This window comes from Corallococcus sp. AS-1-12 (assembly GCF_020036995.1).
Classification (GTDB): domain Bacteria; phylum Myxococcota; class Myxococcia; order Myxococcales; family Myxococcaceae; genus Corallococcus.
The window spans coordinates 46223-69564 of sequence record NZ_JAIQDD010000034.1; the positions used below are offsets into that span (position 1 = coordinate 46223).

Annotated in this window: 20 protein-coding genes; 8 read left to right on the forward strand and 12 right to left on the reverse strand. The window is 71.7% G+C overall.

What is annotated here, in order from left to right:
* Positions 1-100: 100 nt before the first annotated feature.
* Positions 101-2368: a hypothetical protein gene (locus K8556_RS34110; protein ID WP_223744293.1), complete on the forward strand. Its 2268-nt coding sequence runs from the start codon at positions 101-103 to the stop codon at positions 2366-2368.
* 8 nt (positions 2369-2376) lie between these two features.
* On the opposite strand, the gene K8556_RS34115 is transcribed toward K8556_RS34110, so the two are convergent.
* Entirely contained in the window at positions 2377-2919 is a 543-nt protein-coding gene (locus K8556_RS34115) for a DUF2378 family protein (RefSeq protein ID WP_223744294.1), read from the reverse strand.
* Positions 2920-3087: 168 nt separating this feature from the next.
* Here K8556_RS34115 and K8556_RS34120 point away from each other — a divergent pair, with 168 nt between their 5' ends.
* Positions 3088-3465: a 3-keto-5-aminohexanoate cleavage protein gene (locus tag K8556_RS34120; protein ID WP_223744295.1), complete on the forward strand. Its 378-nt coding sequence runs from the start codon at positions 3088-3090 to the stop codon at positions 3463-3465.
* 67 nt (positions 3466-3532) lie between these two features.
* Positions 3533-4393: an SDR family NAD(P)-dependent oxidoreductase gene (locus K8556_RS34125; protein ID WP_223744296.1), complete on the forward strand. Its 861-nt coding sequence runs from the start codon at positions 3533-3535 to the stop codon at positions 4391-4393.
* Here K8556_RS34125 and K8556_RS34130 read toward each other — a convergent pair.
* Entirely contained in the window at positions 4383-5246 is an 864-nt protein-coding gene (locus K8556_RS34130) for a methyltransferase domain-containing protein (protein WP_223744297.1), read from the reverse strand. The genes K8556_RS34125 and K8556_RS34130 overlap by 11 nt on opposite strands.
* 7 nt (positions 5247-5253) lie before the next feature.
* A complete protein-coding gene (locus tag K8556_RS34135) occupies positions 5254-8733 on the reverse strand; it encodes a serine/threonine-protein kinase PknK (protein ID WP_223744298.1) in 3480 nt (1159 codons plus the stop codon).
* 255 nt (positions 8734-8988) lie between these two features.
* Here K8556_RS34135 and gor point away from each other — a divergent pair, with 255 nt between their 5' ends.
* Entirely contained in the window at positions 8989-10419 is a 1431-nt protein-coding gene (gene gor / locus K8556_RS34140) for a glutathione-disulfide reductase (protein WP_223744299.1), read from the forward strand.
* 170 nt (positions 10420-10589) lie between these two features.
* Here gor and K8556_RS34145 read toward each other — a convergent pair whose 3' ends face one another.
* The 6 genes from K8556_RS34145 to K8556_RS34170 form a co-directional block, all read right to left on the reverse strand.
* The gene (locus K8556_RS34145; RefSeq protein ID WP_223744300.1) at positions 10590-11348 is read right to left on the reverse strand and encodes an immunity 52 family protein; all 759 of its coding nucleotides are present in this window, start codon (positions 11346-11348) and stop codon (positions 10590-10592) included.
* 12 nt (positions 11349-11360) lie between these two features.
* Positions 11361-12944, reverse strand: coding sequence for a Tox-REase-5 domain-containing protein (locus tag K8556_RS34150; protein ID WP_370640010.1), 1584 nt, complete (start codon positions 12942-12944; stop codon positions 11361-11363).
* A gap of 16 nt (positions 12945-12960) precedes the next feature.
* Positions 12961-14301 carry a hypothetical protein gene (locus K8556_RS34155; protein ID WP_223744302.1) on the reverse strand — a complete coding sequence of 447 codons (1341 nt, stop codon included), beginning with the start codon at positions 14299-14301 and terminating at the stop codon, positions 12961-12963.
* A 232-nt stretch (positions 14302-14533) separates the two neighbouring features.
* Entirely contained in the window at positions 14534-15853 is a 1320-nt protein-coding gene (locus tag K8556_RS34160; protein WP_223744303.1) for a hypothetical protein, read from the reverse strand.
* Between the two features lie 48 nt (positions 15854-15901).
* Positions 15902-17143, reverse strand: coding sequence for a sigma-70 family RNA polymerase sigma factor (locus tag K8556_RS34165; RefSeq protein WP_223744304.1), 1242 nt, complete (start codon positions 17141-17143; stop codon positions 15902-15904).
* A gap of 4 nt (positions 17144-17147) precedes the next feature.
* The gene (locus K8556_RS34170) at positions 17148-17498 is read right to left on the reverse strand and encodes a YciI family protein (RefSeq protein WP_223744305.1); all 351 of its coding nucleotides are present in this window, start codon (positions 17496-17498) and stop codon (positions 17148-17150) included.
* Between the two features lie 226 nt (positions 17499-17724).
* Between K8556_RS34170 and K8556_RS34175 the strand changes: the two genes are divergently transcribed.
* From K8556_RS34175 to K8556_RS34190, 4 genes are all read left to right on the forward strand, one after another.
* Positions 17725-18912 carry a phosphatidylserine/phosphatidylglycerophosphate/cardiolipin synthase family protein gene (locus K8556_RS34175; protein ID WP_223744306.1) on the forward strand — a complete coding sequence of 396 codons (1188 nt, stop codon included), beginning with the start codon at positions 17725-17727 and terminating at the stop codon, positions 18910-18912.
* A gap of 113 nt (positions 18913-19025) precedes the next feature.
* Positions 19026-19682 carry an NAD(P)-binding oxidoreductase gene (locus tag K8556_RS34180; protein ID WP_223744307.1) on the forward strand — a complete coding sequence of 219 codons (657 nt, stop codon included), beginning with the start codon at positions 19026-19028 and terminating at the stop codon, positions 19680-19682.
* A 66-nt stretch (positions 19683-19748) separates the two neighbouring features.
* A complete protein-coding gene (locus K8556_RS34185) occupies positions 19749-20000 on the forward strand; it encodes an addiction module protein (protein WP_223744308.1) in 252 nt (83 codons plus the stop codon).
* Positions 20001-20008: 8 nt separating this feature from the next.
* A complete protein-coding gene (locus K8556_RS34190) occupies positions 20009-20326 on the forward strand; it encodes a type II toxin-antitoxin system RelE/ParE family toxin (RefSeq protein WP_223744309.1) in 318 nt (105 codons plus the stop codon).
* Positions 20327-20328: 2 nt separating this feature from the next.
* Here K8556_RS34190 and K8556_RS34195 read toward each other — a convergent pair whose 3' ends face one another.
* The 3 genes from K8556_RS34195 to K8556_RS34205 are packed head-to-tail and all read right to left on the reverse strand — an operon-like array spanning position 20329 to position 23290.
* Complete coding sequence (locus K8556_RS34195) at positions 20329-21138, reverse strand: carbohydrate ABC transporter permease (protein WP_223744310.1); 810 nt, start codon at positions 21136-21138, stop codon at positions 20329-20331.
* Positions 21135-22013, reverse strand: a complete 879-nt coding sequence (locus K8556_RS34200; RefSeq protein ID WP_223744311.1) for a carbohydrate ABC transporter permease — start codon at positions 22011-22013, stop codon at positions 21135-21137. Before K8556_RS34200 ends, K8556_RS34195 begins: the two co-directional genes overlap by 4 nt.
* A complete protein-coding gene (locus tag K8556_RS34205) occupies positions 22010-23290 on the reverse strand; it encodes an ABC transporter substrate-binding protein (RefSeq protein ID WP_223744312.1) in 1281 nt (426 codons plus the stop codon). The genes K8556_RS34200 and K8556_RS34205 overlap by 4 nt, the downstream gene beginning before the upstream one ends.
* Between the last annotated feature and the right edge of the window lie 52 nt (positions 23291-23342).

Below are 23342 nucleotides of genomic sequence, written 5' to 3' on the forward strand. Positions count from 1 at the left end.
GACAGTCTCACCTCCCCGCCGTCAGAAGCGTCCGGGCAGGCCCCACGTCAATGATTGCTCACCAGCCCCGGAACAGGGGCATTCCTCGGTGGGGGGCATCATGAGCTGGAGCATCCACATTCCCGCGGTGAACACGCTCAAGCTCGCGCTGGGCAACGCCGCGCACGAACAGGCGCTGGGCCACGCGGAGCTGAGCGGCAACAGGGCCATCCCCATCCAGGGCGGCCAGGTGTCCCTGACGGGCGCGCTCAAGGTCCCCGTGGAGCTCTTCAACGACCGGGACGACCAGGACGCGTACGGCATCATCGGCGTGCCCCCGAAGGAGCTGGACGGCTCCACCGCGGAGCCCCTCTTCTCCCCGGACGGGGCCGCGTGCTGGCTGAAGTACGCGGCGGAGCTGAGCGCGGAGGCCAACGGCCAGGGGAACTTCCCCTTCGTCGAGCTGAGCGGCGGCGGGGCGCTCCAGGTGAAGGTGGCGGACTACCGGCACCACGCCGCCACCCAGACCCTGGAGGCCGCGCTGGGTTCGGACGCGAAGTCCCTGCGCCTGCCCTTCGTGCTGGGGGACGTGCAGGCGCTCCAGCCCGGTGACGCCCTGTCGTTCCAGACGTGCGTGGCCCTGAAGGCCGGCGTGAAGGTGTCCTGGTCCGCCATCAGCGCGTCCCTGGTGGGCGCGCTCGCGAAGCGGCTGGCCGGGCCACTGGTGTTCGAGCTGAAGGCGGAGGCGGGCGCGTCCATCGGCGGCACCGTGTCCCTCCAGGACGAGTTCCGCATCGTCTTCTCCCGGCCCAAGGACGGCGGCGCGTTCCGCGTGTCGGTGCGCAAGGCCACCTCGGACGCCGCGGCGGTGCACGTGTCCGCGGGCGTGTCGCTGGGGCACTCGTCGCCGCTGCTCGCCTCCATCCTGGGCGCCGTGGACTCCAAGGTGCGGGACGCCTTGCAGCTCGTCGAAGGCCTGGAGAAGGGCTCGCTCCAGCCCGCGCTCCTCCAGGTCGCCGCCGCGCTGCTGACGCAACTGGGGTTCCTCAAGGCGGTGGAGCCCACGCTCGCGTCGGTGACGGCCGCGTACGAAGAGCTGAAGGACTTCGTGGAGAGCGTGGTGAGCGGCGCGCTCAAGGCCGGCTTCGAGTACGAGTACGCGCGCAGCACCGAGGACTCCACCCTGCTGGAGCTGGAGGTGCCCGCGGAGGAGCTGGCGGGCGCGCACGGCGCGCTCGTCTCCGGCGACCTGGCCTCCATCCAGCACCGGGTGCGGGACGCCTGGCTGCGGCGCTACTTCCACATGAAGTCCGTGGAGTCCCAGCGCGTCTGGGGCCTGGGCCTGGGCTGGCGCGACTTCAACTTCGCCTCGCAGGAGGACCGGCGCAAGCTCAAGGCCGTCGTCCAGCACGCGTCCCGCGACCACCGGCAGGGCCCGCGCCGCTACGCGTTCCTGGGGGCGCGCAGCTACACGAGCTCCGGCGTGCTGTACGGGAAGACCTCCCGCTGGGGGCTCGACTTCAGCGCCCAGATGCCGCGCTTCAGCCTCACGCCCAGCGCGGACGAGTTCGAGTACTCCCTCTTCGCCCAGAGCCAGGTGGAGGACGGCCTGTCGAAGGAGCTCATCCAACGCGCGGTGGACGGCGCCACCGTCTGGGGCGCGGTCCGTCCGGAGGACGCGCCGGCGCTGGTGGACCGCCTCTTCCGCGCGGCGCCCGCCGGCACGAAGACCACCACGCGGCTGGACCTGCGCGTGGACAACCCCAGCTTCCGGCGGCTGCTGGCGAAGCTGGGCTCCGAACCCGCCTTCGAACGCAACGCCTTCGCCAGGGCCCTGGCGCGCGCGCTGCCCCGGGCCAGCCAGCCCGTGCGCACCCAGCTCCAGCGCCGGGAGGAGCTCTACACGCCGCTCTGGGACGCGTACCTCAAGGACGGGGCGAAGAACTGGACGCTGGACCGCGCGAGGGCGAGCGTGGCCTGGCACCTGAAGACCCAGGCGGGGGCGGACGGCTTCGTCGCGTCACACTGGGAGCAGACCGGCGGCACGGGCACGTTCTCCGACGTGCTCGTGCAGTCCTCGCGCTACGGGGGCGACGTCGGCGGCAGGCCGTACGGGAAGGTGTACGTGTTCTGGAAGGACCTGCTCGACAAGCTCATCGCGCTGAACAAGGCCATCCAGTCGGAGGCCGTCATCGCGGAGAACGACGCGACCTGCGCCGTGCAGCAGGTGTTCGCGGCCCTGGATGACCTGGCCTGCGACGACTTCCGCGTCACCGCGTTCGTCGCCTGGATGGATCAGCTCGCCTTCCGCTGGAAGCTGGGGTCGGGCATCCAGCGCCTGCTCCAGGTGCGCGTGGGAGAGCAGGAGTTCGTCATCTCCCACGGCTGAAGCACGCGCTACCAGCGCATCCGGTACGTGGCGGAGGGCCCCTCGCGGCCCTCCACCACGGTGGTGAGCCCCTTCACGCCGGTGGACAGCGTGCCGAAGTGGCACAGCGCCCCGATGAACTCCGGGTGGATGCCGCCCTCGCTCACCTTCAGCCGGTAGTCGGTGGCGGCCAGGCGCTCCACGTCCACATGCAGGTAGTTGTTGCCGGAGGCCATGTTGCGCGTCGTGCGCTCCAGCGTGCGCGCGGGGCCCAGGAACTTCACCACGCCCTGGAGCGCGCGGCCGATGCGGGTGGAGAAGTAGGCCGTGACGTAGCGCTGGCCCAGGTGCCAGTGCGCCTGCCCGACGGAGAGGTGGGGGAAGAGCACCTGCGCGCACAGAATCAACATCTGGTGCCACTGGTCCCGGGGATAGGCGGGCGCCAGCCTCCGGTCCAGGTCCAGCCCCACGGCCTTCAACCTCGCCCGGAGCGGGCCCTCCAGATGCCCGTCCAGGACCACCAGCAGGCCTTCGACGGTGTGGCCGAACACGACCTTTTCCGGAGGACGCACGTTGGGAGGCTCCTTCTCCACGGCGCTGGGGATGCGTCCTTCATCGGTAAACGCGGACGGACCCGGGAACAACCCACCCACCCCTTCGTGCAGCGGGATTTCCACCAGCGGACGGAGCAACCTCACGAAGCCCGTGCGCCCGGGGTCATCCGTGGCTTCATCCCGCGCATGTTGCTCAAGGCCTGCCTCAACGGAGCCCGCGCGGCCACCGGACATCCCCGGCTGCCCATCACCCCGGAAGCGCTCGCGGAGGACGCCGCCGCCTGTCACGCCGCGGGCGCGGGCGCGTTCCACGTGCACCCGCGCGCGGCGCACGGCGGCGAGTCCCTGGACGCGGCGGACATCGGCGCGGCGGTGACCTCCGCGCGTCCCCTGCTCGTCCACGGCTCGGAGGGAGGCGCGTGGGCGGTGCTCGACCACGCCGCGCGCCACGGCTTCGACACGCGCATCGGGCTGGAGGACACGCTCACGCTTCGGGATGGACGACGCGCGGAGGACAACGCCGCGCTGGTGGCCGAGGCCGTCCAGGCACCACGAGGCCCGTGAGGATTCACTCCCCGCATGGGTCGTCTCCCAAGCCCGGCCGCGTCCGGGTTCCTATGATGGAAGCACCATGAAAGAGCCCCCCACAGCAGGCGGATCCGCTCCAGCGAGAGAGGGGGACCCGCCGCCCCCGGCGTGGGCGCTCATCCTGGGAGCCTCCTCGGGCTCGGGCGCGGCCATCGCGGAGGCCGTCGCGCGCAAGCCGGGGCTGGACATCTTCGGCGTGCACCGGGGCCGCTACCCGGACACCGCGCGCGAGCTGGTGGCCCACGTGCGCGAGCTGGGCCGGGACATCCACCTGCGGCAGGCGGACGCCTCCACGCCCGAGGCCGCCGAGGCCGGCGCGGACGAGCTGCTCCAGCGCGCGGGCCCCCGCAGCGTGAAGCTGTTCGTGCACGCCATCGCCGGGGCGTCCGTGGGCCGCTTCCTCTCCGAGGGACCGGACCGGCTGCACCCGCGCCGCATCCAGCGCACGTTCGACTGCATGGCGCACTCGTTCGTGTACTGGACGCAGGCCCTGGTGCGGCGCGACCTGCTGGCCCCGGAGGCGCGCCTCCTGGGCCTGCAGAACCCGCTGGATGAGACGCACCTGGGCAACACCGGCCTCATCAGCGCGGCCAAGGCCTCGCTGGAGATGTACGTGCGCCACCTGGCCATGGAGCTGGGCCCCCAGGGCCACCGCGTCAACCTGCTCAAGTTCGGCACCGTGATGACGCCCGCGCTGCGCCACGTCTACTCGCCGGAGGCGCTGGCCCGGCTGGAGGCGCGCCACGCGGCCATGACCCCCGCGGGGCGCATGGCCACGCTGGACGAGGTGGCCCGCTTCGTCACCGTGCTCGCGGGCGACGACGCCGCGTGGTTCAACGGCGCCACCATCGACTTCACGGGCGGCATGACGCTGAAGCTGCTGGACCTGGTGCTCAACCCGTGACGGCCGGGACGCGGAACGTGAGGCAGTAGTAGAACGGTGACACCTGCTCCTCGATGACGTCCTCCGCGTTCCGGGGCAGCAGCGCGCGGGGGCTCCTCGCCTCGCGCGTGTAGAACGTGAGGGCGCGGAAGGCGGCGCGCTGGAACAGCGACGGGCGGAAGGCCGCGTCCAGTTGCTCGTCCACCACCACCAGCGGCGTGCCGGGCCGCGCCACGCGCGCCATCTCCCGCAGCGCCACCGCGGGCTGGCGGTAGCTCCCAATCCCGCCGACGTGGAAGACGCGGTCGAACAGGCCGTCCTTGAACGGGAGCGCGTGCGCGTCCGCCACCAAAAGCCGCGTGTCCTTCACGCCCCGGCCCTTGCGCAGCCGCTTCTCGCACTGCGCCAGCATGCCGGTGCTCAGGTCCAGGCCCCACACCTCCACGGGCAGGCCCGGCGGCAGCGCGCCCCGGATGCGCGGCAGGTTCGCGCCCGCGCCCACGCCCACCTCCAGCACGCGCACGGGCTGCCCGTCGTCGCGAGGCTTCAGCGCGCCCAGCTCCAGCCGGCGCATGTAGCCGTCGCGCATCCGCGACTCGGAGACGGACTGGAACAGCGGCGTCAGCACCGCCGTCAGCGGGTCGTGCAGCGCGGGGAGCCCGTCGTAGAGGTGGCGCATCAGGCGGTCCGTGCCCTGCACGCGGTCCTCGCGGTACAGCCGGGCGAGCCCGTCCTCCATCCCCCACGTCTCGCCGCAGCCGCCGCAGAGCAGCCGCCCCTCGTCCAGCCGGTCGTCCTCGCGCTGCCCGTGCCACACCAACTGGCCCCGGCAATCCGGGCACGCCAGCAACGCCACGTCCCGCAGCCACATCATCGCTTCGTCACCCTGCCGTCCTCTGTTCGGCCAGGATCCGCGCCAGGTCCTCGCGCGCCCCCAGCCGGGTGAAGTCCTCCGCCGCCCGCTGGAGCAGCTCCGCGCGCTCCGCGTCGCCCGCGGGCAGGCGCCGCGCCCACTCCAGCCGCGCGCGCGCCGCCTCGTAGGGCATGCCCCGCGCGTCCGACTCCGCGATGCAGCGCTTCCACGCGCGGAAGGCCTTGCGGTGCTTGCCCGCGAGCCACGCCTCGCAGCCGCGCCACAGCCACGCGGAGGGCTCGCCGAAGGGGAACACCCGCGCGAAGCGCTCCACCTCATGGAGCGCGGAGCGCGCGCTGTGCGTGAGCGCCTGCAAGCCGGGCCCGGGCGTCTCGCGCGCCAGCAGCGTGAGCAGCACCTCCGCCACCGCCGTCGCGCCGAAGTAGACGAAGTGCGCCACCGGCTTGCCCGCGGCCAGCCGCACCAGCGCCTTCTCCGCCGCCGCGCGCGCGCCCGCCGTGTCACCCTCGCGCAGGCACAGGAGCGCCAGCGTGCCGTCCGTGATGATGCGGTCGGTGGCGCCGCCGTGCGCCTCCGTCCACGCGAGCGCCGGCTCCAGCGCCACGCGGGCCCGGGCGTGCTCGCCCAGCCGCAGCAGCATGTGGGCCCGGTAGTGCTGGGCCCAGTGCCGCGTCTGCTCCGCGCCCCGGCGCGCCGCGGACGCCTCCAGCCAGTCCATCAGCGGCAGGCCCCGCGCGAACTGGCCCCGGTACATGGCGGACACGGTGAGCAGCGCGCGGCACTCCTCCGCCAGCCGCAGGTCCCCCACCGAGTCCACGATGGCCGTCGCCCGCGCGAGCCACGTCTCCACGTCCTGCCAGCGCGCCTGGTACACCGCGCACACGGCGTTGCGGTTGAGCACGTAGGCCAGGTCCGCCGGGCGGCCCACGCTCTCGGCCACCTCATGCGCCCGCTTCACCCACGCGTCCGCCACGTGGTGCAGCGGCACCGTGCCCGCCACCACCGCCATCACCGTGTAGCCGCGCGCCAGCTCCGGCGTGGGCCCCGCGGGCTCGCACAGGTTGAGCATGCGCAGGCCGCTCCAGAGCACCGGCAGCGCCTCCTGCGCGTAGATGAACGCGTCGGTGAGCCGCATCAGCAGCCGGCCCGCCACCCGCCGCGTCTCCTTGCGCCGCCGGGAGTCATCCACGTACGCGTCCGGACGGGCGCTCTGCGCCAGCCGCGACAGCACCTGCCCCAGCGTGCCCAGCACCCACGCCCCGCGCGACGAGGGCACGCGCCAGCCGAAGTGCGCGAGCGCCGCCTCCGCGTGCGCGCGGAAGGCCTCCAGGTCCCCCAACTGGAACCGCGCCTCCGCCAGCAGCGCCTCCATCCGGCCCTGCTCCAGCGGCGTGGCCTGGGGCGCGACCGCCAGCGCCCGGGAGAGCAGCGGCAGCGCTTCCCGGCACGCGCCCACCGACAGCGCCTCCTCGCCCGCGAGCCGCGCGTGATGCGACTCACGGGCCGCGTCCCCGGCCTGCCCCCAGTGGTACGACAGCGCGGCGGCGTGCCCCGTGGGGTGGGCCGCCTCCAGCGCCTGGGCCGCGCGCCGGTGGAGCGCGGGGCGGAGCTCCGGGGGCAGGTCCTCCAGCAGCCGCTCGCGCAGCTTGTCGTGCGCGAAGCGCCAGCGGCCGTCCGCCACGTCCAGCACCGCCGCCGCCGCGCAGTCGGTGAGCCACGCCTCCACGTCCGCGCCGGGCGCGGCCCGCTCCAGCACCGCCAGGTCCAGCTCCCGGCCCAGCAGCGCCGCCACGTCCAGCAGCTCCCGCGCCTCCCGGGGCACCTTCTCCAGCCGGCGCTGCACCAGCGCGCGCATGCCGCCCGCCCACACGCGCTGGGGCAGCGCGACGGCGCCCAGCCGGTCCAGGCCGCCCGCGTCCTCCGCCAGCGCGCGCACCACCTCCACCAGCAGGAACGGGTTGCCCTCCGACTCGCGGCGCAGGAGCTCCACCACGTCGGGCCGGCGGCCGACGGCGCCCAGCATGGACTCGCCCAGTTGGGCGATCTCCTCCGCGTCCAGCCGCTGAAGCCGCAGCACGCGGGTGCCCTTCAGGCGCTCCGGCAACTGCGGGGACTCGTCGTCGCGGAAGCTCACCAGCAGGAGCAGCGGCAGGCCCGGCGCCCTCGCCGCGAGCTGCGCGAGGAGCTGGAGGGACTCGGCGTGCGCCTGGTGCAGGTCCTCCAGGATGACCACGGTGGGCTGCGACAGGCGGGCGAAGAGGTCCTCCACCGTCTGGTGCAGGCGCAGTTGCGCCATGTCCCCGTCCAGCTCCGGCGCGGCGGGCACCTCTCGGCCCAGCAGAGACTCCAGGTCCGGCACCAGCGGCCGGAGCACGCGCGCCTCGCGGTCGGAGAGCTCCGTGAGCATGGGCAGCCAGCGCAGCACCGCGCGCCACTCCTGGTAGGGCACGCCGCCGGTGTCCACCGCCTGGCCGCGCAGCACCATCGCGCCGCGCACCAGCGCCAGCGAGCGCACCTCCTCCAGCAGGCGCGACTTGCCCACGCCGCTCTCCCCGCCGATGAGCCACGCGGCGCCCTGCCCCGCGAGCGCCGCGTCGAGCACGTTCGTCAGGTGCTCGCGCTCCGCCACGCGGCCCACGAAGCGCGCGGACTGGAGGAAGCTCTCGCGCGTGGCGGCGGACTCGGCGGGCGGGGGCTGGCCCACGGCGTCGCTCAGCGCGGTGATGACGGCCTCCGCGTCGCGCGGCCGGCGGTGGGGCTCGGGCGCCACCAGTTGCTCCAGCAGGGCCTTGAGCGCGGGCGGGAAGCCCGGCGTCGCGAACACCTGGCCCCCGTGGGGCAGCCGGCCGAAGAACATCTGGCACGCCATGGCGCCGAAGCCGAACAGGTCGGTCCGCTCGGACGGGGGCTGATCTTCAAAGAGCTCCGGGGCCAGGTAGCCCGGGGTGCCCGCGGGCTGCGCGCGGCGGCCCTGCTGGTCGCGGCCCACGGCCAGGCCGAAGTCCAGCACCTTCACCTGGCCGCGCACCACCAGCACGTTCCCGGGCTTCAGGTCGCGGTGGATGATGCCGCGCCGGTGCAGGTACGCGAGCGCCTGGAGCGTCTGGATGAGCAGCCCCACCTGCGTCGTCAGGGGCGCGCCCGTGCCGGCCTCCACCAGCGTGCGCGCGTCCTCCAGCAGGTCCATGGCCAGGTAGGGCCGGCCCTCCGCGTCGAAGCCGTAGTCCAGCACGCGGATGACGTGCGGGTGGCGCAGCGACACCAGCGTCTGGAACTCGTGGGCCAGCGACAGCGCCATGCCCTGCGTGGCGAAGGCGGAGGGGGTGCCCCGGCCGGGACGCCGCGCCAGGTCCGCCACCGTCTTGTGCAGCCGCTTGAGGGCCACGGGGCCGGACAGTCCGTCCTGCGCGCGCCACACGGTGCCCGCGCCGCCGCGCCCCAGCAGGTCGAGGATGCGGTAGCGGCGCCCCACGACCTCCGGATCCATGCCCGGAGGAGAGTCGGCGTCCGGGGCATCCGCCCGGGAGGAGGTCTGACAGGAAGGGGGGTGAGACATGAGGGGAGGCCGCCCTGTCCGTGAGGATATCCCCCCTTCCCGTGCGAGAGGGAGCTTGAATGTATCGGGGGCAGCCGAAGCAGGAGGCGCTTCGGACCCCGGGGAGCAGCCCTGCGGGCGGGGCCCGGCAGGGTTCCTTCCCTCCGGAGCGCTGAAACATCACTTTTGACGCAAGGAGGACACCGGATGGCTGGCTACGACTTCGACTTGTTCACAGTGGGCGCGGGGTCGGGCGGGGTGGCGGCCAGCCGGCGCGCGGGGGCCTCCGGGGCGAAGGTGGCCATCTGCGAGGAGGGGCGCGTGGGCGGCACGTGCGTGCTGCGCGGGTGCGTGCCCAAGAAGCTGCTCGTGTACGCGGCGCACTACCGCTACGACATGGAGGACGCGGCGGGCTACGGCTGGACGGTGAACGGCCCCGCGCTGGACTGGAAGAAGCTCCAGGCGGCGAAGGCGAAGGAGCTGGAGCGGCTGACGGGCATCTACGGGCGGCTCCTGCGCGACGCGGGCGTGACGCTGGTGGAGGGCCGGGGCCGGGTGGTGGACGCGCACACGGTGGAGGTCGCGGGCAGGCGCTACACGGCGGAGCGCATCCTGGTGGCCACGGGCGGCCGGCCCTACCTGCCGGAGGTGACGGGCATCGAGCACGCGCTCACCTCCGAGCAGGCGCTGGAGCTGCCCGAGCTGCCGCGCCGGGTGGCGGTGGTGGGGGGCGGCTACATCGGCGTGGAGTTCGCGGGCATCTTCGCGGCGCTGGGCGTGAAGGTGACCATGCTGATCCGCGGCGACACGGTGCTGCGCGGCTTCGACAACGACATCCGCGCGGCGCTGACGCAGGAGATGCGCAAGAAGGGCGTGGACATCCGCCCGGAGACGTTCGTCCAGGACATCGAGAAGCGCGAGGACGGCACGCTCAGCCTGCTGACGCGCATGGGGGACACGCTGGAGGTGGACGCGGTGCTGTACTCCACCGGCCGCGTTCCCAACACGCAGGGCCTGGGCCTGGAGGAGGCGGGCGTGAAGCTGAACGAGCGCGGCGCGGTGGTGGTGGACGCGCAGTCACGCTCCTCGGTGGAGAGCATCTACGCGGTGGGGGACGTGACGGACCGGCTCAACCTCACGCCGGTGGCCATCGCGGAGGGGCGCGCGATGGTGGAGACGCTGTACCGGAACAACCCGGTGACGATGGACCACGAGAACGTCCCGTCCGCGGTCTTCAGCCAGCCGCCGGTGGGCACGGTGGGGCTCACGGAGCGCGAGGCCATGGAGCGCTACGGCAAGGTGGACGTCTACGTCTCCAGCTTCCGGCCCATGAAGCACACGCTGACGGGCCGGGACGAGCGCTCCATGATGAAGGTGGTGGTGGAGCGGGGCACGGAGCGCGTGCTGGGCTTCCACATGGTGGGCGCGGACGCGCCGGAGATCATCCAGGGGCTCGCGGTGGCGCTGAAGTGCGGCGTGACGAAGAAGCAGCTCGACGCCACCGTGGGCATCCACCCCACGGCGGCGGAGGAGTTCGTCACGCTGCGGGACAAGCGGCCCGACCCGTCGGAGAGCGCCACGATGCTGGAGCTGGGGCGGGAGGTGGTGGCCACGCCTCCGGGGGACAAGCGGGGGTGAAGCGATGACTCAGGACGCACCGTCACCCCCTATCTTCTCGCAGGAATGACTCCGTGAGCATCGCCTGCTCCGACGCGCGCAGTCCTCGGGAGACTCCTTGCGCGTCCGCCTCGCAGGCCCCCACGGAGTATTCCTCCGCGAAGGTCTCCACCTGGCAGCGGACTGGAATCTCAGACCGAAATGGGCGGCATGAGACCCGCCCTGACCAGCAACTCGCGCACTCGCCGCGCCAGCGCCACATGGTCCGGGTTGGCCACTGAGAAGCGCTCCGGCGTGAGGATGATCAGGGTGCCGCTACCCTCGACTGGCTCGATTCGCACCGGGGCGGGGAGTGGCGGCACACTGCCGCGATGGCGAGCGAGGTATGTCACCCAGCCAAGCCACACGTCGGCCTTGCCGTCCTTGTCGTCCAGGTCCCGATGCGTGCGGGACAGGGCAGAGACCCATTCCGGTTCCCAGGCCAGCGCCATGCTGCGCACCACCTCGGCCAGCACGGACGCCGTGAAGATACGCTCCGCGTTCGCGCCCTGGCTGGGGAGCGACAAGAAACAGGAGTTGGAAAACGCTTCCGCATATCCACCGCAGTGGATGCGCAGGGCGGCAACATCACGACTGGTTCCGCCGTTGTCGAACCAGAAGCTAAAGCCCAGGTCCTCAAAGACAGGCCCCCCTTTCTCCCGATTGGCGCCTCGCCGAAACATCTCAGCGAGCGTAGGTATGTCGGGCGGCATGAGGGGATGCTTGCGCGCGTCCTTGCGCGACCTGGCGGGCTTGTACCAGTGGGCCAGGAACGGATCGCACTTCGCCAGGAGATTGAGGAAGCCCGCTGTGCGACGGGCGCACTGCTCGGGAGACTCCTTTCGCGGCCCCCAGTAGGCACCTGCAAAGCAGGTATCGGGATAGGTCTCTGAGTCGAGCTTCACGAGCATGAGGGTATCCACTCAGAAAGCTGGGGTGTGGACGATTTCGACTCCCACAACACGAGCGTTCTTGAAGAGTTCGCGGAAGGCATCGGCGGCCGCCTTCTCCGCGACATGCCACTGGACGGGAATTCCCATGCCACGAACTTTTCTGCTCTGGCGCTCTGCTTGCTCAACGAGCATCTGTGCTCCGGAGTTCCGGAACCACTCCTTGGGCTCAAGGCCATCAAAGAACTTTGCGTAGCCGGGTCCCTTGGCCTCCACCAGCACGCCATCCTTGAAGCCGTCGAACCTCACGCCGCCAACCTGCGTGCTGGTGCCGCCGACCCAGTAGGCCTCATCCGCGGAGTGTCCTGTGATCTGCTCCTGGTAGCGCCGAGCACGCGTGGACATGGACTCCTTCACGGGCCCCCACTGCCCTGGCCCCTGGGAAGGCGATCCTCCCTTCGAAGCCGTGTTCGCCCGCTGGAGGATGATGGCTGCCCCAGGGCCGCCGCTGAGTGCCACCGCCGCCCGCCCTGCTGGCTCCGCGACGCGCTCCAACGCCAGCACACCCTCCGCTGACAGCGAGAACACCGGCACCGTGGCCTCCGCGCCTACTGCCATCCCCTTCAACGTCCGCGTCGTGGCCGAAGCCGCGCCCCCTGTCATGATCAGGCCCGTCGTCAGCCGCGACACCTCGCGGATCTGCTCGCCACGGGTCATGGACTGGAAGCGCTCCCAGTACACGGGCGAGGACGCGATGAGCGCCGCCACACCCGTTGGGAGGTTGCTCAGCCCCGTGAGACTGTCCACGGGGCGCGTCAGCAACTGGCCCAGTGCGTGGTACAGCTCCACGAACGCATCTTCCGCGCCATCCAGGGTGCGACTGATGACGTCCGCGTCGTCGTACACCTCGGCCATGGGCCGCCAATCCGAGACTTGGAGCTGCGCGTCCACTGCGCGGAAGACACCGCCCTTGCCGCTGTAGAAGCAGCCCAGTTCGAAACCATGCGCACGGAAGGCGCCGTCCTTCCATTCGACCGTCGCCACCCGCTGCTGCGTGCGCCCGGTGAGGGCCCACGCCAGAGAGCCGTCCGGTCGCAACACCGCGATCTGTTCCCGGGAGAAGCGCTCGACCCGCCGCAACAGCGCCTGTCGCGTGACTTCGCCTTCCTCCATCACCTCGCGCAGGATGAAGCCCACGGCCATGCGAGGTGGGAAGGCGCTCAACGTGACGGGCTTGCCCACCAGCACATCCAGCAGACGCGCGGCTTGCCCAGGCGTCAGCCCCCCTCCCAGAGGGCGCTCGTCCCGCGCCTCCAGGCCCGCGTTCGCTAGCAACCGCTCCCAGACGTCCGGCTGCGAATCGTCAGGGGAGGTGACGTCCGCCATGGCCACCCTGCGAACAGGGCTTGCCCCGGTCACCACTTCGCGCACGGCCTTGCGGCGGTACAGCGGCGGCGCTTCCTCATTGGAAGTGACGCTCGGCACCGGAGCGGATGCACGTGGCATCTCGTTCGATACCCATCCCCCAGGGGAGTCCGTGGCCGTGGAGGACGTGTAGCTCAGCGTCCTTCCGGGCGCATGCGGCACTGAAGCGCATCCGGTGAAGAAGAGGGCCACGCACCCGAGCAGGACTTCAGCGCGCATTGTCCACCCCCAGGCCCACCGACGCGAAAGCCCCCGGCCGCAGCGTCCCGTCACCTACTGGGAACAGGAGCGTGCCACCCGTGGCCACCGCGTAGAGCGTCCCCTCCATGACTCGCCAGCGCGCTTCCGCCGCGCCCAGGTAGCGCGCCCCAGGTTGGCCCAAGCCCACGCCCAGCCCCTTCACCGCCACTTCCAGGCTGCGCTCCAGGAGCTGCACCGCCACGCGCCCGTCCGCGTCCAGGCGGCCCCAGGAGAAGGCCTCCGCGCTCAGCGACACCATCAGGTGCCGTTGCAGGCCGCGATAGTCCACGGCATCCCAGCCCACACGAGCCTCGGCCTGGAGCGAGGACCCGTCCGGAAGGGGAACGGACGCCAGCGGCACGCCCTCCGTGCCCACGGACTGGAAGCGCGCCAGCTCGTAGTCCGGGCCGAAGAAGCCCTGCCGGAAGCCGCCCTGCTGCCTGCGCGCCTCCAGGCGCACCGACACATCCCACGCGGAGGCCACCGCATCCGCCCCCATGCCCAGCACCGCGCCCCAGGCACCTCCAACGCCCGGCCGTCCTCCCCAGCCCGCCAGCAGGTGCGCTTCCAGCCCCGGACGCCTCAGCACCACCGCCGTTGCGTCCAGGTGCGCCAGCGTCACGGACGGCGCGCGGCCTCCGGCTCGTCCCCAGTCGTGCACGGCGGAAACTGCGAGCGAGTACCCCCCCGGCGATTGAGCAGCGCCAAGGAGAACGCGCCCCACGTCCAGCGCGACCTCCGCCCCCATCAACCGCGCGCCCAACACGTCCGAGGCGAAGGCTTCCATATAGAGCGGCCCCGCGGTTCCGGTGAGGAAGCCTCCCGCCGGGTGGTGGTCCGGGTTCGTCCGGTTGGAGTAGCGGCGCACCAGATGCGCCGACAGCAGGCTGTAGTCCTCCAAGGCGCCAAGCCACACGCCCACCGGCGCAGCATCCGAGCCCAGCTTGAGGCCGCGCACGAGCTGGCCCCAATCAGAGAGGCTGTCCCAGTCCTCGCGTCGCACGAAGCCCGCGTCCCCTCCGCCACCCCAGAGCCGCAACCGCACGGGCGCGCCCAGGTTGAGGCCGAACTCCGCGCCTCCGTCGAGAATGAGTGTCGGCTCCACCTGGAGGAAGCCCTCGCTCGAGCCGACGCCCACGCGCGGCAGAAAGGCCAGCGTTGTCGCCTCCACGCGCAGCAGGTTGCGCCAGGCCTCGTCCCATGTGCGCCGTTCCTCCTCCACGGGCGGCACCCGCGGAACGTCCTCGGCCCATGCGGCGACCGGCAACAGCAGCCACAGCCAGACAGCCCCACTTCGCGTCATTCGCATCCACGCTCCCTGGGAGTGACACCTCCGAGGAGAGCAAAGGACACACGTCTGACACTCAGCCCGGCACTTTGCGCAGCAGGCGCGGCTCCGTGCGGATGGCGTCCTGACTCAGCGACGGAAAGGTCGGGACGATGCGACCCGCCCCTTCCGTCAGAGAGCGCCACCATGCTGGAGCTGGGGCGTGAGGGGGTGGCCACGCCTCCGGGGGACCAGCGCAAGTAGCGCGTGCGCTTCAGTCCGTCTCGCCCAGCTCGAAGGCGGACGTCCCCGTGTGGTGCTTGCGCTTCGTGAGCTGGTGCTCGTCACGGAGCTGGTTCTCGTAGAACGGCAGGTGCTGCGCCGTGCGCTGCTTGCGCAGCGCGCGGATGGTCTCGTGCTCCGTAGTGTTGCTGTAGCCGTGCTTCGTGTGCTCGCGCGCGTACGCCTGAGGCTGCAGCACCATGCGTGTCGGATGGCGGTTCTGCAGGACGTGGATGAGCTCGTGCCCGTAGACGATGAACGCGGGCGCGGGGATGGGGTGCTGGTCGCGGGAATAGTTGCGCTGCGTGCTGTCGCGCAGCCCGGAGCGCAGGCTGAGCCGGGAGCCGCGTCCGGAACCCTTGCCCGCGAGCCCTGGCGCCGGTTCGCTCAGCAGGTAGTCCTCGCCGTGGCCGTCCTCGTCGTACCAGCCGAGCTCCACCTCCAGCTTCCCGATGCGCGTGTCCACGGCATCGCGCCGGGCCCCCAGGTCCGCGTAGGTCCTCGACGACGACGCCAGGCGCTTGCGCAGCTCGCCCCAGCTCTCACTGCCCTGCCGCGCGTCCTCCTCCATGCGGGTCAGCTCCTGGCTCATCCCTTCGTATTCGGCCTTCAAGCGCGTGAGCTCATCGGACGTCGCCACCAGCCGCTGCTTGTTGACCTCCACCTTCTGCCGGAAGTTGGCGGAGGGCGTGAAGGCCTGGGTCAACACCAGCGTCACCGGCCACTCCGGGTCCGCCTCCGTGTCCCTGAGGATCCACCGCATCAACTCCCGGCCATGCGCACGGGACAGCAGCCGGGCGTGGATGGCGCGCACCTCGCGGTTGCCGCGCGCGTATTGCGCCCCGGTGGGCAGCTTCACCGCGCCCGTGCCGTTGCGCAGCGCATCCCAGTCCGCGTCCAACTGGTTCAGCGCGGCGGTCCCCAGCGTCCCGCGGTCCGGCGTGTAGAGCTTCAGGTCGTTCGTGTGGACGTAGTCCACCAGCTCGATGTGCGCCTCCTGGATCTCCACCAGCAGCCGCATCAACAGCAGCCGCGACGGCTTCGAGTGCGCGAGCCGCTCCTGCTCCAGGTCGCAGAGCCGGTACAGCAGGTGCTCCGCCGTATCGAGCGCCTTCAGCTTCGCGTCCGCCCACGCCTGCTTGCCCGTGAAGAAGTACGAGGCCTTGCCCCAGCCGCTCCAGTCCGCATGGAACGCGTCGAGCGCGGCGCAGAACGGCCGGACGAAGTCCTCCAGCCGGGACACGACAGGCAGCAGGTGACGGGGCTCCAGGCCCAGGTCCGACTTGAAGTCCTCCGACGTGCTCAGCGACATGCCCGCTCCCGGTGACTCGACGAGAGCGGGACGGTAGCACGCGCGCTCCTACTCGCAGGCGCGGGCCCGGGAGAGCAGGTACTCCCGCTGCGGCGGCGTGCGGGCCAGCGCCGCGGCCTGACGGAAGCAGTCCGCCGCCCTCCCCCGCGCCCCTGCCTGCTCCAACAACATGCCCTCCACGGCGAAGCGGTACGGGTATCGCCGCAGCACCGCCTCCGAGCGCAAGGGCCCCAACGCCTCCAGCGCCTCGGCCGGCCCGCGCACCCGCGACAGCGCCACCACCCGCGACAGCGCGACGATGGGCGACGGCTTGAGGGCGAGCAGCGCGTCGTACAGCCGCAGCAACCGGGCGCTGTCCTCCGGCCCCGGCGTGGACGTCTTCGCGTGCACGAGGGCGATCTCCGCCTCCAGGTGCAGCGGCGTCAGCACCGTCCCCATGGAGGCGCGCAGGTGCCAGAGCCCGCGCGCCATCCAGAGGGGCGACGGCTCCGTCCCGGCTCGCGCCTCCTGCGGCACGAACGCGCCCCGCGCATCCACGCGGCCCGGGAGGTTCGCGGCGCGGAAGCAGAACAGCGCCGCCAGCGCATGGCCCTCCGGCGTCGCGGTCCCCGCGTGCGCCAGCAACACCTCCGACAGGCGCAGCGCCTCCAGGCACAGCTCCGCGCGGGACAGGTCGTGGCCCTCGGAGGCCTCGTAGCCCTCGTTGAAGAGCAGGTAGAGCGCGGCGTGCACCGCGCCCAGCCGCTCCGGCAGCGACTCGGGCGAGGGCACCTCCAGCGTGGCCCGGCAGGCGCGCAGCGTCCGCTTCGCGCGCACCAGCCGCTGCGCCACGGTGGGCTCGTCCGCGAGCAGCGCGGCGGCGACCTCGCGCACGGAGAAGCCACACGCCACCTTCAGCGTGAGGGTCACCTGCGTCTCGCGGGAGAGCGCCGGATGACAGCACGCGAACAGCAACCGCAGCGCATCATCCGGGAGCTCCGCCGCGAAGCGCGTGGGCTCCTCCGGAGGCCCGGCCTGCTCCTCCTCGGCGTCCGGGCCCTCCGGCACCTCCGGCGCGCGCTGCCGCAGGAGGTCCGTCAGCCGGTTCAGCGCCACGCGCAGCAGCCATGCCCGCGGCTGCTCCGGGATGCCGTGGAAGCCCCACGTCCGCGCCGCCTGGAGCATGGCGAACTGCACCGCGTCCTCCGCCAGGTCCAGCCGCCCCAGCCCCACGCGCCGGGCCACGGCCGCGACGAGCCCCGCGGACCACTGCCGGAAGGCCAGCTCCAGCGCCTGCGTCGCGGAGGACACGGCGTCAGACCTCTTCGATGGCGCGCAGCTCGACTTCACCGCCGTAGCGCAGGTGCGGGCACGTCCGGGCCAGGGCCACGGCGGCGTCATACGAATCCGCGGACAGGATGAAGAGGCCGCCCACCACGTCCTTCACCTCCGCGTACGGCCCGTCCGACACGAGCACCTGGCCGCCCTGCCGCGTCAGGCGCCGGCCGCCCTCGTCGCGCAGCTTCTCGCCCTGGAGCAGGCGGCCCTCCTGGAGCAGCCCGTCACTCCACCGGGCGTACTCCTCCACGATGGCCTGCAGCTCGGCGGGAGACATGGCGGCGAAGGTGGCGGGGTTCTCGTGCAGCAGCATCAGGTAGCGGGCCATGGGACGGACCTTTCGGGGGACAGCGGGGGTTTCGTCGAAAGAGACGGCCCACGTCGCGGAGGATCGACATGCCTACCTCGTCACCCTGCGCGCACACCCACTCCGTGGACAGAGAACACTTGTCTCGCGCTCACGGGTGACACGTCACCCGGGGGTGCCTACCCCTGAAGGACAGGAGGCGCGGGCACCGGACGTGAGCAAGGGCGGACGATGGTGGGGGGGAGTCATGGGGGCGTTGTTGCTCGCGGGATGTCCGTCCGCGTGCAACTCGAAGGAGTCGTCCCGTCCATTCCAGCTCACGGGGCAGGTGGGTTCGCGTGGGGCGGGCTTCGCATCGGCGCTGTACCAGACGACGGGCGTGCGGATGGAGCCGCGCAACCGCATCCGGTGGGCGAACAACGGCGCCGTATTCGACGTGATGGTGGAAGAAATCGCCCGGGCCCGCGCCTCCGTCCACATCGTGATGTTCATCTGGAGGCCGGGCCGCGCGTCCGACCGCATGATTGAAGCGCTGGCCGAGCGGACCCGCGAGGGCGTGCACTGCCGCGTGCTGGTGGATCCGCTGGGCAGCGGCCCCTTCGAGACGGAGGTGAAGCCCCGGCTGGAGGCCATCGGCTGTGAGGCCCACCTGTTCCGCCCGCTGCCGGCGGACGAGAACCTGGCGCGCAACCACCGGAAGATCGTCGTGGTGGACGGCAAGGTGGCCATCACCGGCGGGCTCGCCATCCAGGACGAGTGGCTGGGCGACGTGCGCAACGAGAAGGAGTGGCGCGACACCAACGTGCGGGTCCAGGGCCCGGTGGTGTCGCAGCTCCAGCAGGCGTTCGCGGAGAACTGGCAGGAGACGACGGGCGAGCTGTTGCCCCCGACGGACTTCCCCACGCTGTCGGTGGCGCAGCCCGGCCTGGACGCCGCGGGGGAAGGCTGGGCGGCCTTCGTCAGCAGCACGGCGAACCCGGAGGTGACGCGCGCGGAGCGGCTGACGCAGTTGATGGTGAAGGCGGCGAAGAAGCGGCTGTGGATTTCGCAGGCGTACTTCACGCCCAACGACGCGCTGACGGCGCTGCTGGTGGAGAAGGCCCGCGCGGGCGTGGACGTGCGGGTGCTGGCGCCGGGGGACAAGAACGACCAGCGGGCCATCACGGTGCTCCAGCGCCAGAGCTACGACACGCTGCGGGCGGCGGGCGTGCGCCTCTGGGAGTACCAGCCGGCGATGATGCACGCGAAGACGATGCTGGTGGATGACCGGCTCGTGCTGGTGGGGTCCATCAACTACGACGCGCTGTCGTTCAATCTGCTGGAGGAAGGTTCGCTGGTCCTGGAGGACGTGGAGGCGGCACGTCAGTTGGAGGCCATCTTCCTGGAAGACCTCACGAGGGCGCGCGAGGTCCAGGCCGAGCAGGCGAACCGCTAGGGGCCGGCTGTCCGCTTTCACGCGTGGCCCCTGGAAACAGTGGGCAAGGGGCGGGCCGTGTGCTCAAGAAGTGCGTCCAGGGGCCGCGAGGTTCGCGGCCGGGAGGCATCGCCATGAGCAGCGCAGCTCCTCGTCATCTCTTCGTCGCGGGCGCCACGGGCGCGACGGGCCGCACGCTGATGCGGCAGGCCCTGGCCAGGGGCGTGCCGGTGACGCCGCACGTGCGCCCCAGGAGCGCGAACACGGAGCCCGCGAACCACTGGCCGAAGAAGGCGGTGCTGGAGCTGGCGGACGGGCCCGCGCTGGTGGAGGCGATGAAGGGCAGCACGACGGTGCTCCAGCTCATCGGCACGATGCGCAAGCGCTTCGCGGCCGGGGACACCTACGAGACGAGCGACATCGGCACCACGCGGCAGTTGGTGGACGCGGCGAAGGCGGCGGGGGTGGACCACTTCATCCTGCTCACGTCGGTAGGCGCGGGCAGCCCGGTGGGCGCGTACCTCAAGGCCAAGGCGGAAGCGGAGCGCATCGTCCGAGAGAGCGGCATCCCCTACACGATGGTGCGGCCCCCGGCGTTGGAGGGCGAATACCACGCGCCGCCCGGCATCCTGCACACGCTGGGCAAGCTGCCGCTGCTGCACAAGCTGAAGCCCATGCACCTGGACCAACTGGCCGCCGTGCTCCTGCGCATCGCGGAGCGCCGGGCCCCCCTGGACACGGCGCTCGAGGACAAGCGCCTCTGGGCGGAGGTCGAGGCGGTAGGCCGGTAGCTGTCAGACCCTCCAGGTAGGAAGGCTCCTCCGCTGCGCGAGCACGTGACGCATGGAGGCGCTACAATGAGGAAGATGGCTACCCGAGACCAGTTGCTTGCCCAGGCCCTGCGACTCTCACCGGAGGACCGCAGACGGCTCGCCCATGAGCTGCTCGACAGCCTGGATGAAGGTGTGGCCACTTCGGATGCCGAGGCAGCCTGGGGCGAGGAAATCAGCCGCCGCGCGCAGGAAGTCCTCGACGGCACGGCGGAGCTCGTCGATTGGGACGACGTACGAAAACAAGTGAATGAGGAGTTGGAGCGAATGCGGCGATAGGTGCTCCCATGCGCACCCGACTGCATCACGCCGCCAAGCCGGAGATGCTCAAGGTCGCCAAGTGGTACGAGAACCAACGCACAGGACTCGGTAGCCACTTTGTCGGAGCCATGCATCAAGCGATGGCCTCCATCCATGAGCACCCGGACCGATGGCCTCTCTGGCCGGACCTCCTGCACACGCCGCCCATCCGCCGCTTCTTGCTACCGGAGTACCCCTTCGCCCTGCCCTACCTCGTTCGCGACAAGGACGTGGTGGTGCTCGCCATCGCGCACCTGCGTCGCCGCCCGGACTACTGGCTGCCCCGCGCGCGAAGCCGTCCGTAGGCCTATTCCTTCACCGCGCCGGCCGTGAGCCCGGACACGATGCGCCGCTGGAACAATACGGTCAGCACCACCAGCGGCAGCGTGGCCACCACCGACGCGGCGGCGATTTCGCCCCAGGGTTCCTTGTACTCGCTGGCGAAGAGGCTGATGGCCACCGGCACCGTGCGCTTCTGTGGCGTGGACAGGAACGTCAGCGCGTAGAGGAACTCGTTCCACGCGAAGATGAAGACCAGGATGGCCGTCGTCGCCAGCCCCGGCGCCGCCAGCGGCAACAGCACCCTTCGGAACGCGCCCACCGGCGTGCACCCGTCCACCCGCGCCGCGCGGTACAGCTCGTCCGGGAGCTGGCGGAAGAATGACGTCAGCACCCACAGCGTCAGCGGCAGCGCGAACGTCGTGTACGGCAGCGCCAGCCCCACCAGACTGTCCCGCAGGCCCACCGCGCTGAGGATGAGGTACAGCGGGCTCACCGTCGCGATGGGCGGGAACATCGACACGCCCAGCGCCGCGGACAGCAGCAGGCCCCTCCCCCGGAACTCCAGCTTCGCCAGCGCGAACGCCGCGGACGCCCCCACCGTGAGGCAGAACACCGTCGTCAGCGTCGCCACCACCAGCGAGTTCAACACCGCCCACAGGAACGGACGGCCGAACAACACGCTCTCGTAGTTCGCCCCCGTCAGGTGCGAAGGCCACGGCCGGGTCAGCTCCCCGTCCGGCCACAGGCTCGTCAGCACCTGCCACAGGAACGGCCCCAGGAAGAACGTGAGGAACGCCACCACGGCCAGCGCCGTGCCCAGCCCCGGCCGCCTCATCGCCGCCCCTCCTCGCGCCCCAGCCAGCGCAGCCACACCACCGCCAGCAACACCACGCACAGGAACGTCGCCACGGACAGCGTGCTGCCGTACCCGAAGTCCCCGGAGCGCATCAGCGTCTTGTACGCGTAGATGCTCAGCGTCTCCGTCGTGTTCGCGGGCCCGCCCTCCGTCAGCACGTAGATGGCGTCGAACACGCGGAACGCGTCCAGCGACCGGAACAGCACCGCCAGCAGCAGCGCGGGCTTGAGCAACGGCAACGTGATGGACCGGAACCGCCGCCACTCCGACGCCCCGTCCACGCGCGCCGCCTTGTAGAGGTCCTCCGGAATGCCCTGCAGCCCCGCCAGCACCAGCAGCGCCACGAAGGGCGTCGTCTTCCACACGTCCACCAGGATGGCCGCGTGCAACGCATACCCCGGCGCGCCCAGCCAGTTGATCTCCGCCCCACCCAGCATCCGGTTGATGAGCCCGTAGTCCGGGTTGAACATCCACGCCCACAGCCGCGCGCTCACCACCGTGGGGATCGCCCACGGCACCAGCACCGACGCGCGCAGCAAACCCCGCCCCGGAAACGCGCGGTTGAGCAGCAGCGCCAGCGGCACCGCGAGCAGCAGCTCCACCGCCACCGCCACCGCCGTGAAGTACGCCGTGTTCCCCAGCGCGGACCCGAAGCGCGCGTCCCCCATCAGGTAGGCGTAGTTCTCCAGCCCCGTGAAGCGCCGCTCACCGAACACCAGGATGAACCGGTGCAGGCTCAGCCACACCGCCGCCAGCACCGGGTACAGCGCCACCACGGCCAGCACCAACACGGCCGGCGCCACCAGCAGGTACGCCTGCCGCCGCTCCCGAGCCTGCGAACCCGCGCCCCTCATTCCTCCTCCGGAGGCCGCTCACCCGTCAGATGATCCACCTGCTTCTGCGCCCGCGTGAGCGCGACCTCGGGAGTCCGCAGGCCCGCCACGGCGGCGGAGAACTCGCTCTGGAGCACATCCGCGATGAGCAGGTAGTACGGCGTCACCGGCCGGGGGCGCGCCCGCACCAGCGCCTCCTTCAGGCTCGCGATGAACGGCTGCTCCGCGCGCAGCTCCGGGTCGTCATACAGCGCCAGCCGGGGCGGGTTGCGCGCGTAGTGCAGCGCCAGCACGCGGTTGGCCTCCGGGGACGTCAGGTGCGCGATGAGCCGGGCCGCCGCCTTGCGCCGCGCGGGCGGCACGTGCGCGTTCACCGCGAGCTGCCACCCGCCCAGCGTCCCCCACCCCGGCTGCCCATCCTTCGTCGGCAGCGGCGCGATGCCCACCTTGCCCCGGATGGGCGAGCCCTCCGCCTGCGCCTCGCTCCACGCATAGGGCCAGTTGCGCATGAACACCGCGCGGCCCTCCTGGAACACGCGCCGGGACTCCTCCTCGCCAAAGCCCGTGACCGTCGGGGGAGACAGCCCGTCCGCGATGAGCCCGTGCAGGTACGCCAGCGCCTCGCGCGCGGGCTCCGTCTCCAGGAGCACGCGCCCGTCCGCGCCCAGCGACTGCCCGCCGTGCCCCCACAGCGCCTCGTACACGTTGCAGGTCAGGCCTTCATACTGCCGGCCCTGCCACACGTAGCCCTGGAGGCCGGGCGCCTTCGCCATCGCGTCGCGGGTGAAGCGCCGCAGCTCCTCGTAGGTGCGCGGGGCGCGAGGCACCAGGTCCGTGCGGTAGTAGAGGACGCCCACGTCCACGTACCAGGGCACCGCGTACGTGCGCCCGTTCATCACCACGGCGTCCACCGGCCCGGGCAGGAACTCCTCGCGCAGGCGCGCGGGAGGAAACTCCTCGGACAGGTCCGCCACCCAGCCCGCGCGAGCGAACTCCGGCACCCAGACGACGTCCGCCACCAGCACGTCGAAGTCCGTGGCCCCGCCCTGCAACGACGTGAGGAAGAACTGGTGCGCCAGGTCGGACGCGTTCGGCAGCGCCTCCGTCACCAGCTCCACGTCCGGGTTGGCGCGCTCATACCGCGCCAGCAGCTCACGGAACGGCTTCGGGTCCCCCCACAGCGGCTGGAACTTGAAGACGATGCGCGTGCGGCCCCCGGCGCCCGCCTCCTCGGACGAGCGCCGGCAGCCCCCCACGGAAAGGCCCAGCGCGACGAGGAGGACGAGGAGGCGGCCCATGCGCCCGGATGACTCCAGCGCCAGGGCCCACCGTCAACGACAAGCCCCGCGC

What these genes read in the sequence shown, in the direction of transcription:
- K8556_RS34110 (WP_223744293.1), top strand. Translation starts at nt 101, where the DNA reads ATGAGCTGGAGCATCCACATTCCCGCGGTGAACACGCTCAAGCTCGCG.
- K8556_RS34120 (WP_223744295.1), top strand. Translation starts at nt 3,088, where the DNA reads ATGTTGCTCAAGGCCTGCCTCAACGGAGCCCGCGCGGCCACCGGACAT.
- K8556_RS34125 (WP_223744296.1), top strand. Translation starts at nt 3,533, where the DNA reads ATGAAAGAGCCCCCCACAGCAGGCGGATCCGCTCCAGCGAGAGAGGGG.
- K8556_RS34130 (WP_223744297.1), bottom strand. Translation starts at nt 5,246, where the DNA reads ATGATGTGGCTGCGGGACGTGGCGTTGCTGGCGTGCCCGGATTGCCGG.
- K8556_RS34135 (WP_223744298.1), bottom strand. Translation starts at nt 8,733, where the DNA reads ATGGATCCGGAGGTCGTGGGGCGCCGCTACCGCATCCTCGACCTGCTG.
- gor (WP_223744299.1), top strand. Translation starts at nt 8,989, where the DNA reads ATGGCTGGCTACGACTTCGACTTGTTCACAGTGGGCGCGGGGTCGGGC.
- K8556_RS34145 (WP_223744300.1), bottom strand. Translation starts at nt 11,348, where the DNA reads ATGCTCGTGAAGCTCGACTCAGAGACCTATCCCGATACCTGCTTTGCA.
- K8556_RS34155 (WP_223744302.1), bottom strand. Translation starts at nt 14,301, where the DNA reads ATGCGAATGACGCGAAGTGGGGCTGTCTGGCTGTGGCTGCTGTTGCCG.
- K8556_RS34160 (WP_223744303.1), bottom strand. Translation starts at nt 15,853, where the DNA reads ATGTCGCTGAGCACGTCGGAGGACTTCAAGTCGGACCTGGGCCTGGAG.
- K8556_RS34170 (WP_223744305.1), bottom strand. Translation starts at nt 17,498, where the DNA reads ATGGCCCGCTACCTGATGCTGCTGCACGAGAACCCCGCCACCTTCGCC.
- K8556_RS34175 (WP_223744306.1), top strand. Translation starts at nt 17,725, where the DNA reads ATGGGGGCGTTGTTGCTCGCGGGATGTCCGTCCGCGTGCAACTCGAAG.
- K8556_RS34180 (WP_223744307.1), top strand. Translation starts at nt 19,026, where the DNA reads ATGAGCAGCGCAGCTCCTCGTCATCTCTTCGTCGCGGGCGCCACGGGC.
- K8556_RS34185 (WP_223744308.1), top strand. Translation starts at nt 19,749, where the DNA reads ATGAGGAAGATGGCTACCCGAGACCAGTTGCTTGCCCAGGCCCTGCGA.
- K8556_RS34190 (WP_223744309.1), top strand. Translation starts at nt 20,009, where the DNA reads ATGCGCACCCGACTGCATCACGCCGCCAAGCCGGAGATGCTCAAGGTC.
- K8556_RS34195 (WP_223744310.1), bottom strand. Translation starts at nt 21,138, where the DNA reads ATGAGGCGGCCGGGGCTGGGCACGGCGCTGGCCGTGGTGGCGTTCCTC.
- K8556_RS34200 (WP_223744311.1), bottom strand. Translation starts at nt 22,013, where the DNA reads ATGAGGGGCGCGGGTTCGCAGGCTCGGGAGCGGCGGCAGGCGTACCTG.
- K8556_RS34205 (WP_223744312.1), bottom strand. Translation starts at nt 23,290, where the DNA reads ATGGGCCGCCTCCTCGTCCTCCTCGTCGCGCTGGGCCTTTCCGTGGGG.